This window comes from Petrotoga sp. DB-2 (assembly GCF_054051725.1).
This window is the reverse complement of the sequence record NZ_JBSVZD010000002.1, coordinates 119,462-137,633: the sequence shown is the minus strand read 5'-3', so window position 1 is coordinate 137,633 and position 18,172 is coordinate 119,462. Positions and strand designations below refer to the sequence as shown.

Genomic DNA, 18,172 nt, shown 5'->3' with positions numbered 1-18,172 from the left:
TTAATCCATGCGGCTACATCTTTTAAGATGTAGCCGTTTTTTTTAGAGTTTCTAAAGTCAGTAAGTTCAAAAGAATAGAGGGAGGTTAGTGTATGGAAAGTACGGAAATAATGCAAGAAGGTATTGTTTTACCATTGGGTTTTAAAGTCTGGGGAATTCACTGTGGGATCAAGAAGCTCAAAAAAGATTTAGGACTGATATACTCAGAAAAAAAGGCTAATGCCTCAGCTGTTTTTACCACGAATAAAGTTAAAGCGGCTCCAGTTATTTTGAGTATGGAGAACATTAAGGATAACGAAATGCAAGCTGTTATTGTGAATAGTGGTAACGCAAACGCTTGCACGGGTGTAAAAGGATATTCAGATGCAATAAGCATGGCAGAAAAAACCGCTGAAATCTTAAATTTAAAACCAGAAGATGTATTTGTAAGTTCAACAGGTGTTATAGGTGTTCCATTGCCAATTGAAAAAATTTTAAACGGCATAGAATCATTTGAAAAAAATATTGATTTAGCAAATGATGATCTTGTAAGTTTCGCACAGGCGATAATGACTACAGATACCTTCCCAAAAATTAATTCTACACAAGTTGTGATTGGTGGTAAAAAGATCACAATAACTGGGGTTGCCAAAGGTTCAGGTATGATTCATCCCAATATGGCTACAATGTTGTCTTTCATTTTGACAGATGCAAACATTTCTAAATCAGCCTTGAATAAAGCTTTAAAGCAATCAGTTAATGATTCTTTCAATTTGATAACGGTTGATGGCGACACTAGTACCAACGATACGGTTCTTATTTTGGCTAATAAGCAGGCTAAAAACGAAGAAATTACAGAAGATTCTCACGAATACAATTTATTTCAAAAAGCCCTTTATGAAGTAGTTGAAAATTTAGCAAAAAAAATTGTGATAGACGGGGAAGGTGCTACTAAATTTTTTGAGGTACAAGTAAAAAATGCCAAGACAAAAGAAGATGCTAAATTGATCTCAAGGTCCATAGCCAAGTCTAATCTAGTAAAAACAGCAATTCATGGAGAGGACGCTAATTGGGGAAGGGTGTTAGCGGCCGCTGGTTATTCAGGAGGAAACTTTGATCCCAATAGAGTAGATGTCTGTTTTCAAAGTTGTGTAGGAAAGATTCAACTTTGTCAAGATGGTCATTTTATTGAGTTTAACGAAATTAAAGCAAAAGAAATTCTCGGTGAGAAAGAATTGAAAATTATTGTAGATTTAAAAGATGGTGAAGAGAGTGCTATTTCTTGGGGATGTGATCTTAGTTACAAATATGTAGAAATAAATGGAGGGTACAGAACATGATAAAAGCTGAAAAGTTTTCCGATGAGATATCTAAAGCGGAAGTTTTGATCGAAGCTTTACCCTACATAAAAAAATTTGCAGGAAGTATTGCTGTTATTAAGTTTGGTGGTAACGCTATGAAAGACCCACAAATTAAATCGATGATCGCAAAAGATATCGTACTTATGAAATATGTTGGGTTGAATCCTGTTATCGTTCATGGAGGAGGACCAGATATCAATAAAATGCTTGCGAGTTTAAATATAGAAACAAAATTTGTAAATGGATTAAGGGTAACTGATGAAAAAGTTATGGAAATAGTAGAGATGGTGTTGGTTGGTAAGGTAAATAAAGAGATTACATCGTTGATAAATAAAATAGGGGGAAAGGCTGTTGGATTGAGTGGAAAAGACGCAAATTTATTGTTGGCAGAAAAAGATTTGTCCCAAGGGGATTTGGGTTATGTTGGTAAGTTAATAAATGTGAATAAAGAGGTAATTTTGAATTTAACTGAAAAAGATTATATCCCCGTAATCGCTCCTTGTGCAATTGGGAAAGATTGGAAAACTTATAACGTTAATGCTGACATAGCGGCAGGTAAAATTGCTTCCTCTTTGAAGGCGGATAAATTTGTTTTATTGACAGATGTAGAAGGCATCTTGAAAAACAAAGAAGATGAAGAAAGTGTAATTTCAAGACTGTCATATAGAGAAGCAAAAGATTTATTGAATTCTGAATTTATCACTGGTGGAATGATTCCTAAGTTAAAATGCTGCATCCAAGCGTTAGAAGGCGGAGTAAAAAGAGCACATATAATAGATGGAAGAATTCCCCATGCTTTACTTTTAGAAATATACACAGACAAAGGTGTGGGAACTATGATAGCGAAGGAGGTTTACGATAATGATAATCTCTGAAGATAAAAAGTATGTAATGAATACTTATTCAAGATTTCCTATAACTTTAGTTCAAGGGAATGGTATAAAGGTTTGGGATGAAAACGGTAAAGAGTACTTAGATTTTGTAGCTGGGATCGCCGTTAATGCTTTGGGGCATTCTCACCCTGCAGTTGTTGAATCGGTAAAATCTCAAGTTGACAAATTGATCCATATTTCTAACCTCTATTGGAATAGTAATCAAATACAGTTAGCCAAGATGATCTGTGAAAAATCGTTTGGGAAAAGTGCCTTTTTTTGCAACAGTGGAGCCGAGGCGAATGAAGCTGCGATTAAGTTAGCAAGAAAATATGGAAACACTAAGTACAATGGGCGAAGATACAAAATTATCACGGCAAAGAACTCATTTCATGGAAGAACCTACGGTGCATTGACGGCAACAGCCCAGCCAAAATATCACAAGAACTTCGAACCTCTATTGGAAGGATTTGAAAGCGTAGAGTATAACGATATAAATTCACTAAAGTCGGCCATTGATGAAAATACATGTGCTGTAATGTTAGAAGTTATTCAAGGTGAAGGGGGAATAAACGAAGCAAAAGATGAATATCTTCAACAAGTTAGAAAACTTTGTGATGAGAACGATCTTCTTTTGATTTTTGACGAAGTTCAAACAGGGATAGGAAGAACCGGAAAACTTTTTGCCTATGAACATTCTGGTGTGGTACCCGATGTGATGACCCTTGCGAAAGCCTTAGGTGGTGGTTTCCCCATCGGTGTGCTTGTTGTGAATGAAAAAGCTGACGTATTTACACCTGGGGATCATGGATCGACATTTGGTGGGAATCCATTAGCCTGTGCAGTTGGCATGGCTGTTATGAAAAACGTTGCACAAGAATCTTTTCTGAATACTGTGAAAGAAAATGGTGAATTTTTCAAAAGTCAATTATTAGCAATGAAGGAAAAACATTCGATAATTGATAAGGTTAAGGGAAAAGGTTTGATGATTGGAGTCAAGTTAGACATAGAAGAAGGCAGTGATATAGTAAAAAAAGCTATGGAAAAAGGACTTTTGATAAATCTTTTAAACCACAATGTTTTAAGATTTGTTCCTCCTCTTATAATCACAAAAGAGGAGATAGCCAAGGGTATGAATATTCTCGAAGAAGTTTTTGTAGAAATGGGGTATTAAGATGAAAGGATTTATAAAGTTAAATGATTCTACCATTTTTGAAGGAGAAATTATAAGTAAAAAAGATTTTGGACAAGGCGAAGTTGTCTTTAACACGTCTATGACTGGATACGAAGAATCAATAACGGATCCGTCTTATGCAGGAGAAATACTGGTAATGACCTATCCATTGATCGGAAATTATGGTGTAAATTTAGAGAATTTACAGTCAAAAAGACCCACCATCAAAGGTTTGATAGTTAAAGATTACTGTCAATTTCCCTCTCATCACACATCTCAGTATTCACTTTTAGATTATTTAAACCAACATGAAGTGCCTATTTTAAGTAAAGTAGATACAAGGGCCCTTACGAAAAAGTTAAGGATAGAAGGTAGTATGAATGGTGTGATAACCACAGAGGAGGATTTTGAAGTTCCAACTTCCAATGAGAATTTACTTGATAGCGTTTCAACAAAGGAAATTTATAGAATTCAAGGGAACGGTCCAAAGATAGCCTTAATAGACTTGGGAGTTAAGAAAAATATAGTAAACCAGCTCAAATCTAAAGGTTACGATCTTTACGTTTTTCCATATAACAGTAGTAAAAATGATGTAGATAAAGTTCAACCAGATTTAGTATTATTCTCCAACGGCCCCGGTGATCCAAAAAAGGCAAAAGAAGCAATACTTTTAGCTAAGGGGTTTATAGGTGAGAAACCACTTTTTGGGATTTGTTTAGGTCATCAAATAATATCTTTGGCGTTGGGTTTTAATACTGTAAAAATGAAATTTGGTCATAGAGGTACCAACCATCCTGTGAAGAATTTATTGAATAATAAATGTTATATCACTTCTCAAAACCACGGTTATATGGTTGAAAAAGAGTCAGTGAAAAACAAAGATGTAATAATCACCTTCATCAATTTAAACGATCATAGTATCGAGGGAATTATGCACAAGAAGTATCCCATTTTTACTGTTCAATTTCATCCAGAAGGTGGGCCTGGGGTTCACGATACAACTTTTATTTTTAAAAAAATCAAAGATTCAATCTATAGAAACTAAAAACATACTTCCGGGGAGGTCAACAATGCCAAAAAAACGCGAAATAAAAAGTGTTTTAGTGATAGGTTCTGGACCAATAATAATAGGTCAAGCTGCAGAATTTGATTATTCAGGAACCCAAGCTTGTAAATCATTAAAAGAAGAAGGGTGTAAAGTAATATTGGTAAACAACAATCCTGCAACTATTATGACTGATACAGAAATAGCAGATGTAGTTTATATGGAAAACCTTGAAATGGATACTTTAATTTCCATTATAGAGAAAGAAAAACCCGATGGAATTTTAGGTACATTGGGAGGACAAACAGGCTTAAATCTAATTATCCAACTAAAAGATAGTGGAATTATCGATAAGTACGATATTCAAGAATTGGGAACGTCAGTTGAATCCATAAAAATAGCAGAAAGTAGAGAATTATTTAAAAGAAAAATGCAAGAAATTGAAGAACCTATCGCTGAAAGCCTCACTGTGTCAACAGTATCCGAAGCCCTAAATTTTGCTAGCCAAGTTGGGTATCCTTTGATAATACGCCCAGCATACACTTTAGGAGGAACAGGCGGTGGATTCGCTTACACCGAACAAGAGTTAATCGAATTTGTAGAGAATGGGCTGAAAAAGAGTATGATGAAAGAAGTCTTAATAGAAAGATCGTTATTGGGTTGGAAAGAGATCGAATACGAGTTAGTTAGAGATTCTTTTGATAATTGCATCACCGTATGTAATATGGAAAATTTTGATCCTGTTGGAATTCACACTGGAGATAGTATAGTTGTGGCACCTTCTCAAACGTTGACAGATCAAGAACATCAAATGTTAAGGGACTCATCCATTAAGATAATAAAAGCTTTAAAGATAGAAGGTGCCTGCAATATTCAGTTTGCCCTCAATCCTTCTAACAAAGAATATCGAGTTATTGAAGTGAATCCTCGTTTGAGTAGATCCAGTGCCTTAGCGTCCAAAGCAACCGGGTATCCGATAGCAAAAATTGCTACGAAAATCGCGTTAGGATTTTCTTTGGATGAAATAAAAAATCCGGTTACGGGAAAAACAACAGCTTTTTTTGAACCATCTTTAGATTATGTTGTGACAAAGATTCCACGATGGCCTTTTGATAAGTTTTATCAAGCTGATAAAAAAATAGGTACACAAATGAAATCCACCGGGGAAACGATGGCACTTGGACGTACCTTTGAAAGTTCTTTATTAAAGGCAGTTCGCTCCCTTGATATGAAAATTAAAGGCTTGAGAATTAAAGAGGTGCAAAATGAGAGCGATGAAGAATTAGTAGAACATTTACACATCCCAAACGAAAAAAGATTATTTCATATTGCCGAAGCACTTAGAAGAGGTTATAAGGTTTTTGATATTCATAAATTAACTTATATAGATAACTGGTTTTTAGAAAAAATAAAAAACATCGTCGATTTTGAAAATAGTATTAGATTTTCCCAATTGAATTACGACCTTTTACTTAAAGCAAAGGTTCTTGGCTTTTCAGATCAAGAAATATCTGAATTAAAAGGTTTACCAGAAGATGAAGTTAGAGAATTGAGAAAACGCTATGGTATTACCCCATCATACAAAATGGTTGACACATGTGCAGCGGAGTTTGATTCAGTAACACAATATCTCTACTCAACTTATGGTGAAGAGGACGAAATAGAAGTTCACAAGGACATAAAAAAAGTCATTGTGATAGGTGGAGGCCCAATAAGAATCGGACAGGGCGTAGAGTTTGATTATTGTACAGTTAAAGCTCTATGGGCATTAAAAGAAAAAGGTATCAAATCAATCATCATAAACAATAATCCTGAAACCGTCAGTACAGATTTTGATACAGGTGATAGATTGTACTTCGAACCCCTTACTCAAGAAGATGTTTTGAATATCATAGAAAAAGAAGATCCAATGGGAACAATGGTCATGTTTGGAGGGCAAACTGCTTTGAATCTAAGCGAAGATCTCGAAAGACGTGGAATCAAAATTTTGGGAACTTCATATGAGGATATTGACTTGTGTGAAGATAGAAAACGATTTTCGCTGTTGTTGAAAAAGTTAGGGATCAACCATCCTCGTGGTGGGTACGTTACTTCATTTGATGAAGCTAGAGAAATTGCTAACCGTATAGGGTTTCCTCTTTTAGTTAGACCCTCTTATGTGATAGGAGGACAATCTATTGAAAAGGTTAATTCCGAAGATGAATTATTCGAGTATTTATCACATGCTTTAGGCTTATCACCCAATAGACCAGTTCTAATAGATGAATATATAGAAGGGATAGAAGCTGAAGTTGATGCAGTCTCTGATGGAGAAAATGTATTAATTCCTGGAATAATGGAACATATTGAAAAAGCGGGAATTCATTCAGGTGATAGTTTTGCTGTATTTCCTGCCAAAAGCTTGTCTGAATTAGAAGAGAAAGAAATTGTGAGATACGTTGAAAAAATATCAAAAGCGGTGAACGTTAAAGGTTTAATAAACATTCAATTTATCGTGAAAGAGGGAAAAGTTTACGTTATAGAAGTGAATCCTAGGGCTTCAAGGACAGTTCCAATAATCAGTAAAGTAACGGGAATCCCTATGATAAAACTCGCGGTTGAAATTGCATTAGGTAATAACTTGAAAGAACTTGGGTATTACGAACCTTTTTATCCGAAAATCCCATATACGGTGGTTAAAGCACCAATATTTTCATTAGAGAAATTGCCAGGTGTTGAAGTTGCATTAGGCGCAGAAATGAAATCCACAGGGGAAACTCTTGGCATCGATTTCAATTATCATAATGCGATGTATAAAGCTTTTAAAAGCGCTCATTTGGATGTTCCTTCTACAGGTAATGTACTATTATCATTTCCAGAAAAAGTAGTAAAGGGGAGTAAAAGTTTTGTTAAATATCTTCAAAGCTGTGGATACGAATTGTGGGGAACCACCGGGACAGCAGAAGCTTTTAAATTGATAGATATTAAAATAAAAGAGATAAATCATCAAAAATCATTAGAGTTAGTAAAGAAAGGTTATTTTTCAATGGTTATTAATTTACCTACAAAAGGGAAGAACGTATCCAACTTTGGATTCAAGTTAAGAAGAGCATGTTTAGAAAACAGCATTCCGTTATTTACAGCATTGGAAACAGCTCAAAAATCAATTGAAGCAACAAAGAATTGCAAAATTGGGAAAAATAATGTACAGTCCTTGAACGAATATGTAGATTATTATCATAATCTACTAAAAAATCTACAAATATCAAAAAGAGGTGAATCATTTATGAAAACCGGGGAAAAGGTAGTATTGGCATATTCAGGAGGGTTAGATACATCTGTAATCATACCATGGCTAAAAGAAAAGTATGATTGTGAAATTATTGCGGTATGTATCGATGTAGGTCAAGGAGAGGAAACTCATGCTATCGAAAAAAAAGCTATTTCAAGTGGTGCAAGTAAGGTTTACGTAGAAGATGTTGTGGAAGAATTTGTAACCGATTATATTTTTCCAACCTTAAAAGCTGGAGCAATCTACGAGGGTAAATACTTATTGGGAACATCCTTTGCAAGACCTCTAATGGCAAAAAAACTGGTTGAGATTGCCCAAAAAGAAGGTGCAAATGTTATTGCTCATGGTTGTACAGGTAAAGGTAATGATCAAGTAAGATTTGAAGTATCTATTAAGGCATTAGATCCTTCTATAAAAATTATTGCTCCTTGGAGAATATGGGAAATTAAGTCTAGGGAGGAAGAAATTGCCTATGCCCTAAAGAAGGGAATTCCAATATCTATAACCAAAGAAAAAATATACAGTGTAGATAAAAATATATGGCATATAAGCCATGAAGGAGGAGATTTAGAGGATCCATGGAATGAACCTAAACCTGAGTTATTCGATATGGTTACTCCACCTGAAAAAGCACCCGATGTTGCTGAATATGTAACCATAGAATTTGAAAAAGGGATTCCAGTGAAGATAAACGAAGAAGAACTTTCGCCCGTAGAGTTGATAAAGAAAGCCAATGAAATTGCATCAAGAAATGGTGTGGGGATTGCAGATATCGTAGAAAATCGATTAGTTGGAATGAAATCAAGAGGTGTGTATGAAACTCCAGGTGGAACATTACTATATACTGCACATAAAGAACTGGAAAGCTTGGTACTTGACAAAGAAACGTCAAGATTCAAAGATTTAGTGGCACAAATGTATGCGGATCTTGTTTATAATGGATTGTGGTTCTCTCAGTTGAAAGAAAGTTTAGATGCTTTTGTTAATGAAACGCAGAAGGTTGTTACCGGTGTTGTGAAATTGAAACTTTACAAAGGGAACATTATAATTGCAGGATTAAGTTCACCATATTCCTTATACAACGAAGAGTTAGCTACATTTGGAGAAGATAAGATTTATGATCAAAAGGATGCAGAAGGTTTTATAAACTTGTTTGGACTACCTTTGAAGATGAGAGCTTATCAGATGAAGCATTTTGTTGAAAATCAAAAATATAACAAAACGACTGTAGGAGGAGAACAATGAAATTGTGGGGTGGTCGGTTTAAAGAAAAAATTGCAGAAGATATGGAAATTTTTAATTCATCGATAAATGTCGATATCAGATTATTGCCCTACGATATAGAAGCTTCTTTAGCCCATGCGAAAGGGTTGAAAAAGGCAAAAATAATTACTGACGAAGAGTTTGAACAAATTGAAAGAGCGTTAAGAGAAATAAAAGAAGAAAAGTTTGAAGAGATTCCAATGGTAGAAGATGTGCACACATTGGTAGAGCAAATGTTGGTTGAAAAGATAGGAGACGTTGGCAAAAAAATTCACACAGCAAGAAGTAGGAACGACCAAATAGCAACAGATGAAAGATTGTATTTACGAAATGAAATATTAAAAATTATAGATTTATTAGGCCAATTAAACGCTGTTTTATTGGAACTTTCCAAAAAGCACAAAAACAAAATTATGCCCGGTTACACACATATGCAAAGAGCTCAACCTATCACATTTTCACATCATTTATTAGCTTACATGGAGATGTTTAAAAGGGATATAGAACGGTTGAAAGATTCTTTAAAAAGAGTGAATGTTTTGGTTTTAGGTTCAGGAGCTTTAGCTGGAACATCATACGATATAGATAGAATGTATGTGGCTTCATTGTTAGACTTTAAAGAGGTTTCACTAAACAGTATTGACGGAGTAAGCGATAGGGATTTTATCATTGAATTCTTATCAATAGCTTCCCTGATAATGATGCATTTGAGTAGATTTTCTGAGGAAGTAGTACTTTGGTCTACCCAAGAGTTCAATTTTGTGGAATTAAGTGACCAATATTCGACTGGAAGTAGTATAATGCCACAAAAGAAAAATCCAGACTCCGCTGAATTAATCAGGGGTAAAACAGGTAGGGTATATGGAAATTTGTTTGCCCTTTTAACAACTATGAAAGGCTTACCCCTAGCATATAACAAAGATATGCAAGAAGATAAAGAACCTCTGTTTGATACCGTTGATACATTAAAAGGTTGTTTAAAGGTATTTATTGGTTTGTTGGGAACGATACGTGTGAACGAAAAAAAGATGGAAGAGGCGGTAAAATTTGGCTATCTCAATGCAACGGATCTGGCAGATTATTTGGTCAAAAAAGGGATCCCTTTCAGAACCGCTCACGATATAGTTGGAAAATTAGTTGCATATGCTATAACAAAAAATATCTCTTTAGAAGAGCTTAATATTTCTGAATTTAGAAATTTTTGTCAGCTGATAGATGAGGATGTGTATGAATTTTTAGATCTAAAAAATATTCTAAAACGCCGTAAAACAATTGGGGCAGCAAGATGGGAGGAAGATGTATGAAGGTTGGTATACTTGGGGCAACAGGATACACAGGTATTGAATTAGTCAGAATTCTTTCAAAACACCCGAATGCTAAAATAAGTTATTTGTCATCAAAACACTTTGAATCCCAATTAATTTCAGAAGTTTATCCGGGATTACAAGGAATTTGTGACCTTATATTAGAGGGTGATGATTTCAAAAAAGCGGTTGCTACTTGCGATATAATATTTTCAACTTTACCTCACGAACTAACTTTTGAAATAGCTCAGATGGTAATGGATGCAGGTAAGAGATTGATAGATTTAGGTTCTGCATTTCGTTTCGATGACTTTAATGTCTTCAAAAAGTGGTATGGTTCAAATGATGACATAGAATACGATAAATTCAACAAAGTCTACGGATTAACTGAGTTAAATAGGGAAAAGATTAAAAATGCACAAATTGTGGGCAATCCAGGTTGTTATCCAACTAGTGTGATTTTGGCATTAGCCCCTGTTTTAAAAAATAGAGTTGTATCAGATAAAAACATAATTATTGACAGTAAATCTGGGGTATCAGGTGCAGGTCATGAACCTAAATTTAGTAACTTATATTCAGAATGTAACGAAAATACAAAACCTTATAACGTGGCTAAACATAGACATATTCCAGAAATAGGGCAGGAGTTATCAAAAATAATGCAAGAAGAGGTAAAAATTGTTTTCACCCCACATCTTGTTCCTATGACAAGAGGAATTTTAAGTACGATTTACTGTAATTTGGGATCAGATATAACCTTAAATGAGGTTTACGATCTTTACCAAAAGTTTTATAAAAACGATTATTTCATAAAAATTCTGAACCCTGGAAAATATCCATCTACAAAAAGTGTGGCTGGCTCCAATTTTTGCCAAATAGGTTTTGAAATTGATGAGCATACAAATACTTTAATAATCATGTCCGTGATTGACAATTTAATGAAAGGTGCCAGTGGTCAGGCAGTACAAAATATGAATTTAATGTTTGGACTACCCGAGAATAAAGGACTTGACATAATAAGAATCTTTCCATGAACTTGATATTTTTTTGAAATTAATGTATAATTAAGAAAAAATTAAGGACCTTGATGTAAGTCCAGAGTTACAATAGACACTAAAACTGAAAGGAGGGAGGGTACGATTCTTCTAAAGGTAATGGAAAGAAGAACGTACAAAAGAACGTGAGTAACGTATATATAGTTGATACAACTTTAAGAGATGGAGAGCAAACTGCCGGCGTGGTATTTGCCAATGAAGAAAAGGTCCAAATAGCGAAGATGTTAGCAGAGTTAGGTGTTTATCAGATCGAAGCCGGGATTCCTACGATGGGTGGAGATGAAAAGGAAGCCATAAAGAAGATATGTAAGTTAAACTTAGGTGTTTCAATTATGGGCTGGAATAGAGCAGTTATAAAGGATGTTGAAGAATCCATTGATTGTGGGGTCGATGCGGTTGCAATTTCTATTTCCACTTCAGATATTCACATCAAACACAAACTAAAAAAAGATAGGGATTGGGTATTAAAAAGTATGGTGGATGCTACAAGATTTGCCAAAAAGCACAATTTATACGTTTCTGTAAACGCTGAAGACGCTTCAAGAAGTGATATGGATTTTCTTATAAAGTTTGCTAAAGAGGCTAAAGAAGCAGGTGCAGATAGGTTAAGATACTGTGACACCGTTGGAATGATGGAACCATTTTCTATCTACGAACATATCAGAAGAATAATAGACGAAGTTGGTATCGATATTGAGATGCATACCCACAACGATTTTGGCTTAGCTACTGCAAACACGTTAGCGGGAATAAAAGCAGGCGCTAAATACGCAGGTGTTACGGTAAATGGATTAGGTGAAAGGGCAGGGAATGCAGCTTTAGAGGAAGTAGTGATGGCTCTTAAATACATTTACAAAAATGATTTGGGAATAAAGACTAATTTACTAAAAGAAGTTTGTGAATATGTTGCCAAGGCTTCAGGAAGGGTGCTTCCTTTATCAAAAACAATCGTAGGTCATAATGTTTTTGCCCACGAATCAGGCATTCATACAGACGGTGTCTTGAAAGACTCAAAAACATACGAATCTTTCTCCCCAGAAGAAGTAGGATTACAAAGACAAATACTTATTGGAAAACATTCCGGGAGGAACGCTATTGTTGCAAAGTTTAAAGAGTACGATATAGATCTAACTCCAGAACAAGCAGAAGAGATTTTAAAAAGGGTAAGATCTCTATCTGTTCAGCTCAAAAGAAGCCTATTCGATAAAGAGTTAATCTATCTATACAATGAAATGAGGGAGGAAAAGATAAAGGATGTCAACCTACAAAACAATATCTGAAAAGATATTCAGTGATCATTTAGGTAGAGATGTGGAAGCAGGGGAAATAGTGATAGTTGATGTTGATTTCATGATGGGGCAAGATGGAACCACTCCATTAGCTATTAAGACGTTTGAAAATGTTGGAGCAAAAAAAGTTGCGAATCCTGAAAAAGTTGCTTTTGTAATAGACCACAATGCACCCAGTCCAAGTGAAAAAGTCTCTGCCTTACATAAGTTGATGAGAGATTTTAGTAGCAATTACGGTACGAAGTTTTACGATATCGGTGAGGGTATATGTCATCAATTAATTCCTGAAAAAGGCCATGCCTTACCTGGACAGATCGTAATAGGGGCTGATTCTCACACGTGTACTTATGGGGCTATTAATTGTTTCTCAACGGGTGTCGGTTCAACAGATTTGGCTATTGCTATGGCGAGTGGCAAGTTATGGTTTAAGGTACCACAAAGTGTAAAAATTGTTTTAGAAGGTTCTCTGCCAACAGGTGTTTATTCTAAGGATGTTGCGTTGTATATTATAAAGAATCTGACAGCCAATGGAGCAACTTACAAGGCTGTAGAGTTTGAGGGCCCAGTTATTGATAATTTATCGGTTGAGGCAAGATTTACCATTTCTAATATGTCAGTGGAAATGGGAGCCAAAGTCGGTTTGATGAAACTTGATGAAAAAGCTGAAAATTGGATAAAGGAAAGAACTGATAAACCATTTAAAAGTTACGAACCAGATGAAGGTGCAAATTATGAAGAAATATATAAATTTGATGTCAGCGATTTAGAACCTCAAATTGCCAAACCCCATGCCGTTGATAATGTTAGTCCAATTAGTGAAGTTGAAGGTATTCCTATACATCAAGGTTTGTTAGGTACGTGCACTAACGGAAGAATTGAAGATCTAAGAATAGCTGCGAATATCTTAAAAGGCAAGAGAATCCATAAGGGTGTTAGACTTATTGTGGCTCCTGCATCTAAAGATACTTTATTAAAAGCTATGAATGAGGGAATAATTCAAACTTTAATTCAAGCAGGAGCAACGGTAGTTGCCCCAGGTTGTGGGCCTTGTGTCGGTACACACAATGGAGTACCTTCTGATGGAGAGAATGTAATTTCTTCCGCGAATAGAAATTTCAAAGGAAGAATGGGAAACAACAAAGCTTTCATCTATTTGGGATCACCTGCCACAGTGGCGGCTTCTTGTATTGAGGGAAAAATAACGGATCCTCGAAAATATTTGTGACAAATAATTTTTTGAACGGGAGGACAAATAATGGAATTAAAAGGTTATTCACATAAATTTGGTGACGATGTAAACACCGACTATATTATCTCCGGAAAATACAAATTCAGTACCATCGATATGGACGAATTATCTGTTCATTTGATGGAGGATCTAAGGCCAAATTTTTATAATGAAATCAAAAAAGGTGATTTCATCGTTGCAGGAGAAAATTTTGGTTGTGGTTCTTCTAGAGAACAAGCGCCTTTAGTGATAAAACACGCTGGTATCAGTGCTGTAATAGCAACTTCTTTTGCCCGAATATTTTATAGAAATTCCATAAATATTGGGTTACCTTTGGTTGAAGTTCCCACTAATAATATAGATGAAGGTGATTTATTGACTGTTGATCTAGAAAAAGGTGTAGTTAAGAATCTTACCAAAGATGAAGTTTTGAAGATTAAATCTCTCCCCAAAGTGATGTTAAAGATTTTACAAAGTGGGGGTTTGGTTAATTATTACAAAAAATACGGTACTTTAGAATTAATAGATTAGTAGGTGATTTTATGTATACAGTTACTTTGATTCCGGGTGATGGAATAGGTCCAGAAATAACCTCTGTAGTTGTAGATGTCTTTGAGCATATGAACGTTCCTATTAGTTGGGATTTAGTGGAAGCTGGAGAGAAGGTAATTGAGAAATATGGAACTCCTCTGCCTGATTATGTGATAGATTCGATTAGGAAAAACAAAGTAGCTTTGAAAGGTCCGATAACTACGCCAATAGGTAAAGGATTTAGAAGTGTGAATGTTACACTAAGAGAAAGGTTGAACCTGTATGCAAACTTACGACCAATTAAAAGTTTAGTGGGCCTCAATACCAAATACGATAATGTCGATTTGGTTGTAGTGAGAGAAAATACCGAAGGTTTGTATAAAGGGATTGAATACAAGATCGACGATACAGCTTGTGCCGTTAGAGTGATAACAAAAAATGCAAGCGATAAGATTGCATATTTTACATTTAAATATGCAAAAGAAAATAAAAGAAAGAAAGTTACAGCTGTACATAAGGCAAACATTCTAAAGATTACAGATGGCTTATTTTTAGAATCTATTAGAAAAGTTGCAAGCGAATATCCTGAAATAGAGTACGAAGAAAAGATCGTTGACAATATGTCTATGCAGTTGGTATTGAATCCTGAAAAATATGATGTAATTGTTGCTCCTAATTTGTACGGAGATATCCTTTCCGATTTAGCCGCAGGTTTGATAGGAGGATTGGGTCTTGCTCCAGCTGCTAATATTGGCGAGGATGCTGCGATCTTTGAAGCGGTCCATGGAAGTGCTCCAGATATAGCCAATAAAGGTATAGCAAACCCGATTGCTTTATTAAGCTCATCCATTATGTTATTAGATTATTTAAAACTGAATAAGTTAGCAAAAAAACTCGAAAATGCTATTTCTGCAACGGTTAAAGATATAGAAGTTTTAACACCAGATTTAGGTGGAAAAGGTAACATAGAGTCTATGAAAAATAAAATTATTTCATTTTTGAGTTGAATGGTTGGTGATTTTTTTGAAAAATACAATCAATAAGATAGTTATAAAGGTTGGTAGTAGCTCAATAGCTGATGAGAATGGAATAAATGTTGGTAAGATGAATAAAATTGTCGAGCAAGTGACTGACTTAAAGTTTAAAAGAAAAAAAGATATAATTATTGTTTCATCAGGAGCTATAGCAGCTGGCAGAAGTGAATTAGGTTACAGTTACAAACCGTATTCTGTTGCAGAAAAGCAGGCTTGTGCAGCAGTTGGCCAAGGTGTATTGATCTCCAAATATCGTGATCTTTTTGCAGTTAAAAATATTAAAGTGGCACAAATACTTTTAACAGCTGACGATTTTTCTAATCGTCAGCGTTATTTAAATGCATACAATACCATGAATGCACTTTTAGAAAATGATGTGATACCTATTGTAAATGAAAACGATACAATAACGACAGATGAAATCAAATTCGGAGATAATGATGTTTTATCTGCTCAAGTAGCAAGTTTGTTGGAAGCAGACTTATCGATCATTCTCTCAGATATTCCAGGATTGTTGAAAGATTTAGGTAACCCGAAATCACTGATCAATATTGTTGAAGAAGTCACTCCTGAGCTTGAAAATCTTGCTAATGGAAAAAGTGGTAAACTAGGTACCGGAGGGATGAGTTCAAAATTAAAAGCAGCAAAGATTTCCATCGCCTCAGGAATACCTTTAACAATTCTCCCATCTTATGAAGAGAGTATTATTACAAAGGCTGTGGATAATATTGAAAATAGGCAGTTTAACCTTGGTACAACCTTTTTACCCAAAGGAAAAAGGATGAGCAAAAGGAAGAGATGGATTCAATTCAGCTTAAAGCCAAAAGGCAAATTGATTGTGGATAATGGAGCCCATGAAGCACTTTTAAAAGGAAAAAGTCTATTAGCGGTAGGAATTATAAGTGTATCAGGTAGTTTTTCCGTCGGAGATCTGGTTTTGATATCTAATAAAAAAGGAGAAAGCATTGGAAAAGGTTTAATAAACTATTCTTCCGAGGAATTAAAAGAAATAATTGGTAAAAAAACCGATGAAATACTTACATTCAAAGAAAACTTTGAACCTGAAGAAGTAATACACAGGGATAATTTAGTTATAATGGAGGCAACGGAGGGATTTGAACCCTCGAATAGCGGTTTTGCAGACCGCCGCCTTTGACCCCTTGGCTACGTTGCCAAATTGGCGGGGACGACGGGACTCGAACCCGCGGCCACCGGTGTGACAGACCGGCATGATAACCAGCTTCACCACGTCCCCTGCAACTTCAAATGTATTTTATCATATAATTCTAATTTTGTCCAGTCTCTTCTTCACTTGCTTCATTATCAGTATTTACTTTTTCTTCTTTTTGATCTTCGGTTGGGGTTACATTTTCACCTTCGAACTCTTCTTTTGATATTTCAACTATTTGTACTTTCTCTTTGATGAATTGGGCTACTTTTTCTCTTAATTTGTTCCATAGAATTTCATTAGATAGTTCAGGATTTGAGCTTATTATTTCCTGAGCACGTGAGAAAGGTAAACCATACATAGTTGAGAAGTTCTTGATCTCTTGTGATAACTCTTCGTTTCCTACTTTGATATCGTTTTCTAAGGATAGTTTTTCGATGACAACCATCTCTTTTATCCAATTCAATGCACTCTTTTTGATTTCCTCTCTCAATTTATTTTCGTCATTATCGTATTTTTTTAAGTTTTCTTCGTATTTACCCTTGTTTTTAAGATCGTTTATGGTTGCATCAATATAATAATTTACACTTTCATCAGATATATCAATATCCACATAATTAGGTAACTCCGATAAGATATAGTTAACCACAAATTGATCCTGCCAATTTTTAACGGCATCTTCTCCTTCTTTTCTCAACGTCTCTTTCAACTCGTTCAATGTTTCTACTTCAATATTCAGCTCTTTTGCGAAATTATCGTTCAGTTCAGGAAGTTTTCTTGTATAAACTTGTGCGATTCGAACTTTTTGAATCAATTTTTTGTCTTGATCTTCTTTTTCTAATTCAAATTCCTCACCAGTAGTTTTTCCTATGAGTTTTTTAACGAGTTCTCTTTCATCATCTTCTCTAACTATTATTTCCTCTTCTTCATCAGATTTGATCACTTCACCGTTTTCATCTACTAAATCATAATTAATTCTTACATAATCTCCGTACTGTATGGGTTCTTCTTTGGGATCTAATATTGCGTTGCTCTCCAGTAAATCATTCAATCTTCTTTGTACAAAGTCCTCAACCACTTCTTTAGATTCAGGGATTTTAACCGTAATATTTTCAAATTCTGTTTTTACAATTTCAGGATAGGTGTGAAGTAAAACCTCGAATTCTATGTGTTCTTCATCTTGAGCTCTTGATTCAACAATAATTGGGAAAAGCAACTTTTCTTCTTCTCTGATTTTGTGATCCAGCTCATGTTCCGCTTCTTCTAATAACATATTATTGAAATCAGAACCTAAGCGCAACTTAATAACCTGTTTGGGGACCTTACCTTTTCTAAATCCTTCAAAGGTGTAATGTTGATTAATTTCTCGAACGATTTGATCTTCAATTTTTTCAATTTCATCTTTAGAAAATTTGATGAGGTATTTCTTAACATTTTTGTCTTGGCTAAGTAAAGTTTTTTCCATGATCCTTCCTCCTAATTTGAGAAGTTTTATCATCAAAGTTCAAAGTATTATACAATGAAAGATAAGGAATTTGGTTAATTAAACGTCAATTTTTGTTTTTATAGTGTAAACATTTTTCTTAATTCAACCTTTT

Annotated in this window: 12 protein-coding genes, 2 tRNA genes and 1 pseudogene; 12 read left to right on the top strand and 3 right to left on the bottom strand. The window is 34.9% G+C overall.

The window, feature by feature from the left end; genetic code table 11:
- The first annotated feature begins 122 nt into the window (after window positions 1–122).
- From argJ to proB, 12 genes and pseudogenes are all read left to right on the top strand, one after another.
- Entirely contained in the window at window positions 123–1,319 is a 1,197-nt protein-coding gene (gene argJ, locus ACW9JY_RS01690; RefSeq protein ID WP_342749735.1) for a bifunctional glutamate N-acetyltransferase/amino-acid acetyltransferase ArgJ, read from the top strand.
- A complete protein-coding gene (gene argB, locus ACW9JY_RS01685; protein WP_103077870.1) occupies window positions 1,316–2,215 on the top strand; it encodes an acetylglutamate kinase in 900 nt (299 codons plus the stop codon). Before argJ ends, argB begins: the two co-directional genes overlap by 4 nt.
- Window positions 2,202–3,386 (top strand): acetylornithine transaminase, encoded by a 1,185-nt coding sequence (locus ACW9JY_RS01680; RefSeq protein ID WP_103077962.1) that lies wholly within the window; start codon window positions 2,202–2,204, stop codon window positions 3,384–3,386. Before argB ends, ACW9JY_RS01680 begins: the two co-directional genes overlap by 14 nt.
- A gap of 1 nt (window position 3,387) precedes the next feature.
- The gene (gene carA / locus ACW9JY_RS01675; protein ID WP_103077963.1) at window positions 3,388–4,431 is read left to right on the top strand and encodes a glutamine-hydrolyzing carbamoyl-phosphate synthase small subunit; all 1,044 of its coding nucleotides are present in this window, start codon (window positions 3,388–3,390) and stop codon (window positions 4,429–4,431) included.
- A 25-nt stretch (window positions 4,432–4,456) separates the two neighbouring features.
- Window positions 4,457–8,947 (top strand): carbamoyl-phosphate synthase (glutamine-hydrolyzing) large subunit, encoded by a 4,491-nt coding sequence (gene carB / locus ACW9JY_RS01670; RefSeq protein ID WP_457283137.1) that lies wholly within the window; start codon window positions 4,457–4,459, stop codon window positions 8,945–8,947.
- A complete protein-coding gene (gene argH / locus ACW9JY_RS01665) occupies window positions 8,944–10,269 on the top strand; it encodes an argininosuccinate lyase (protein ID WP_457283136.1) in 1,326 nt (441 codons plus the stop codon). The genes carB and argH overlap by 4 nt, the downstream gene beginning before the upstream one ends.
- Window positions 10,266–11,303 (top strand): N-acetyl-gamma-glutamyl-phosphate reductase, encoded by a 1,038-nt coding sequence (gene argC, locus ACW9JY_RS01660; RefSeq protein WP_457283135.1) that lies wholly within the window; start codon window positions 10,266–10,268, stop codon window positions 11,301–11,303. Before argH ends, argC begins: the two co-directional genes overlap by 4 nt.
- Before the next feature lie 146 nt (window positions 11,304–11,449).
- Window positions 11,450–12,604 (top strand): homocitrate synthase, encoded by a 1,155-nt coding sequence (nifV, locus tag ACW9JY_RS01655; RefSeq protein WP_103077876.1) that lies wholly within the window; start codon window positions 11,450–11,452, stop codon window positions 12,602–12,604.
- Complete coding sequence (locus tag ACW9JY_RS01650; RefSeq protein WP_457283134.1) at window positions 12,579–13,838, top strand: 3-isopropylmalate dehydratase large subunit; 1,260 nt, start codon at window positions 12,579–12,581, stop codon at window positions 13,836–13,838. Before nifV ends, ACW9JY_RS01650 begins: the two co-directional genes overlap by 26 nt.
- Window positions 13,839–13,868: 30 nt before the next feature.
- The gene (locus ACW9JY_RS01645; RefSeq protein WP_081870473.1) at window positions 13,869–14,372 is read left to right on the top strand and encodes a 3-isopropylmalate dehydratase small subunit; all 504 of its coding nucleotides are present in this window, start codon (window positions 13,869–13,871) and stop codon (window positions 14,370–14,372) included.
- A gap of 11 nt (window positions 14,373–14,383) precedes the next feature.
- Complete coding sequence (locus ACW9JY_RS01640; protein ID WP_457283133.1) at window positions 14,384–15,379, top strand: isocitrate/isopropylmalate dehydrogenase family protein; 996 nt, start codon at window positions 14,384–14,386, stop codon at window positions 15,377–15,379.
- Window positions 15,380–15,386: 7 nt separating this feature from the next.
- Window positions 15,387–16,442, top strand: a pseudogene (proB, locus tag ACW9JY_RS01635) (glutamate 5-kinase); the annotation flags it as partial.
- 61 nt (window positions 16,443–16,503) lie between these two features.
- Here the strand turns inward: proB and ACW9JY_RS01630 are convergent.
- The 3 genes from ACW9JY_RS01630 to tig form a co-directional block, all read right to left on the bottom strand.
- Window positions 16,504–16,580: transfer RNA gene (locus tag ACW9JY_RS01630), tRNA-Cys, on the bottom strand.
- 4 nt (window positions 16,581–16,584) lie between these two features.
- Window positions 16,585–16,661: transfer RNA gene (locus ACW9JY_RS01625), tRNA-Asp, on the bottom strand.
- 31 nt (window positions 16,662–16,692) lie between these two features.
- Window positions 16,693–18,039, bottom strand: coding sequence for a trigger factor (gene tig, locus ACW9JY_RS01620; protein ID WP_457283132.1), 1,347 nt, complete (start codon window positions 18,037–18,039; stop codon window positions 16,693–16,695).
- Window positions 18,040–18,172 lie beyond the last annotated feature (133 nt).

What these genes read in the sequence shown, in the direction of transcription:
- tig (WP_457283132.1), bottom strand. Translation starts at nt 18,039, where the DNA reads ATGGAAAAAACTTTACTTAGCCAAGACAAAAATGTTAAGAAATACCTC.
- argC (WP_457283135.1), top strand. Translation starts at nt 10,266, where the DNA reads ATGAAGGTTGGTATACTTGGGGCAACAGGATACACAGGTATTGAATTA.
- carB (WP_457283137.1), top strand. Translation starts at nt 4,457, where the DNA reads ATGCCAAAAAAACGCGAAATAAAAAGTGTTTTAGTGATAGGTTCTGGA.
- ACW9JY_RS01645 (WP_081870473.1), top strand. Translation starts at nt 13,869, where the DNA reads ATGGAATTAAAAGGTTATTCACATAAATTTGGTGACGATGTAAACACC.
- carA (WP_103077963.1), top strand. Translation starts at nt 3,388, where the DNA reads ATGAAAGGATTTATAAAGTTAAATGATTCTACCATTTTTGAAGGAGAA.
- ACW9JY_RS01640 (WP_457283133.1), top strand. Translation starts at nt 14,384, where the DNA reads ATGTATACAGTTACTTTGATTCCGGGTGATGGAATAGGTCCAGAAATA.
- ACW9JY_RS01680 (WP_103077962.1), top strand. Translation starts at nt 2,202, where the DNA reads ATGATAATCTCTGAAGATAAAAAGTATGTAATGAATACTTATTCAAGA.
- argH (WP_457283136.1), top strand. Translation starts at nt 8,944, where the DNA reads ATGAAATTGTGGGGTGGTCGGTTTAAAGAAAAAATTGCAGAAGATATG.
- ACW9JY_RS01650 (WP_457283134.1), top strand. Translation starts at nt 12,579, where the DNA reads ATGTCAACCTACAAAACAATATCTGAAAAGATATTCAGTGATCATTTA.
- argB (WP_103077870.1), top strand. Translation starts at nt 1,316, where the DNA reads ATGATAAAAGCTGAAAAGTTTTCCGATGAGATATCTAAAGCGGAAGTT.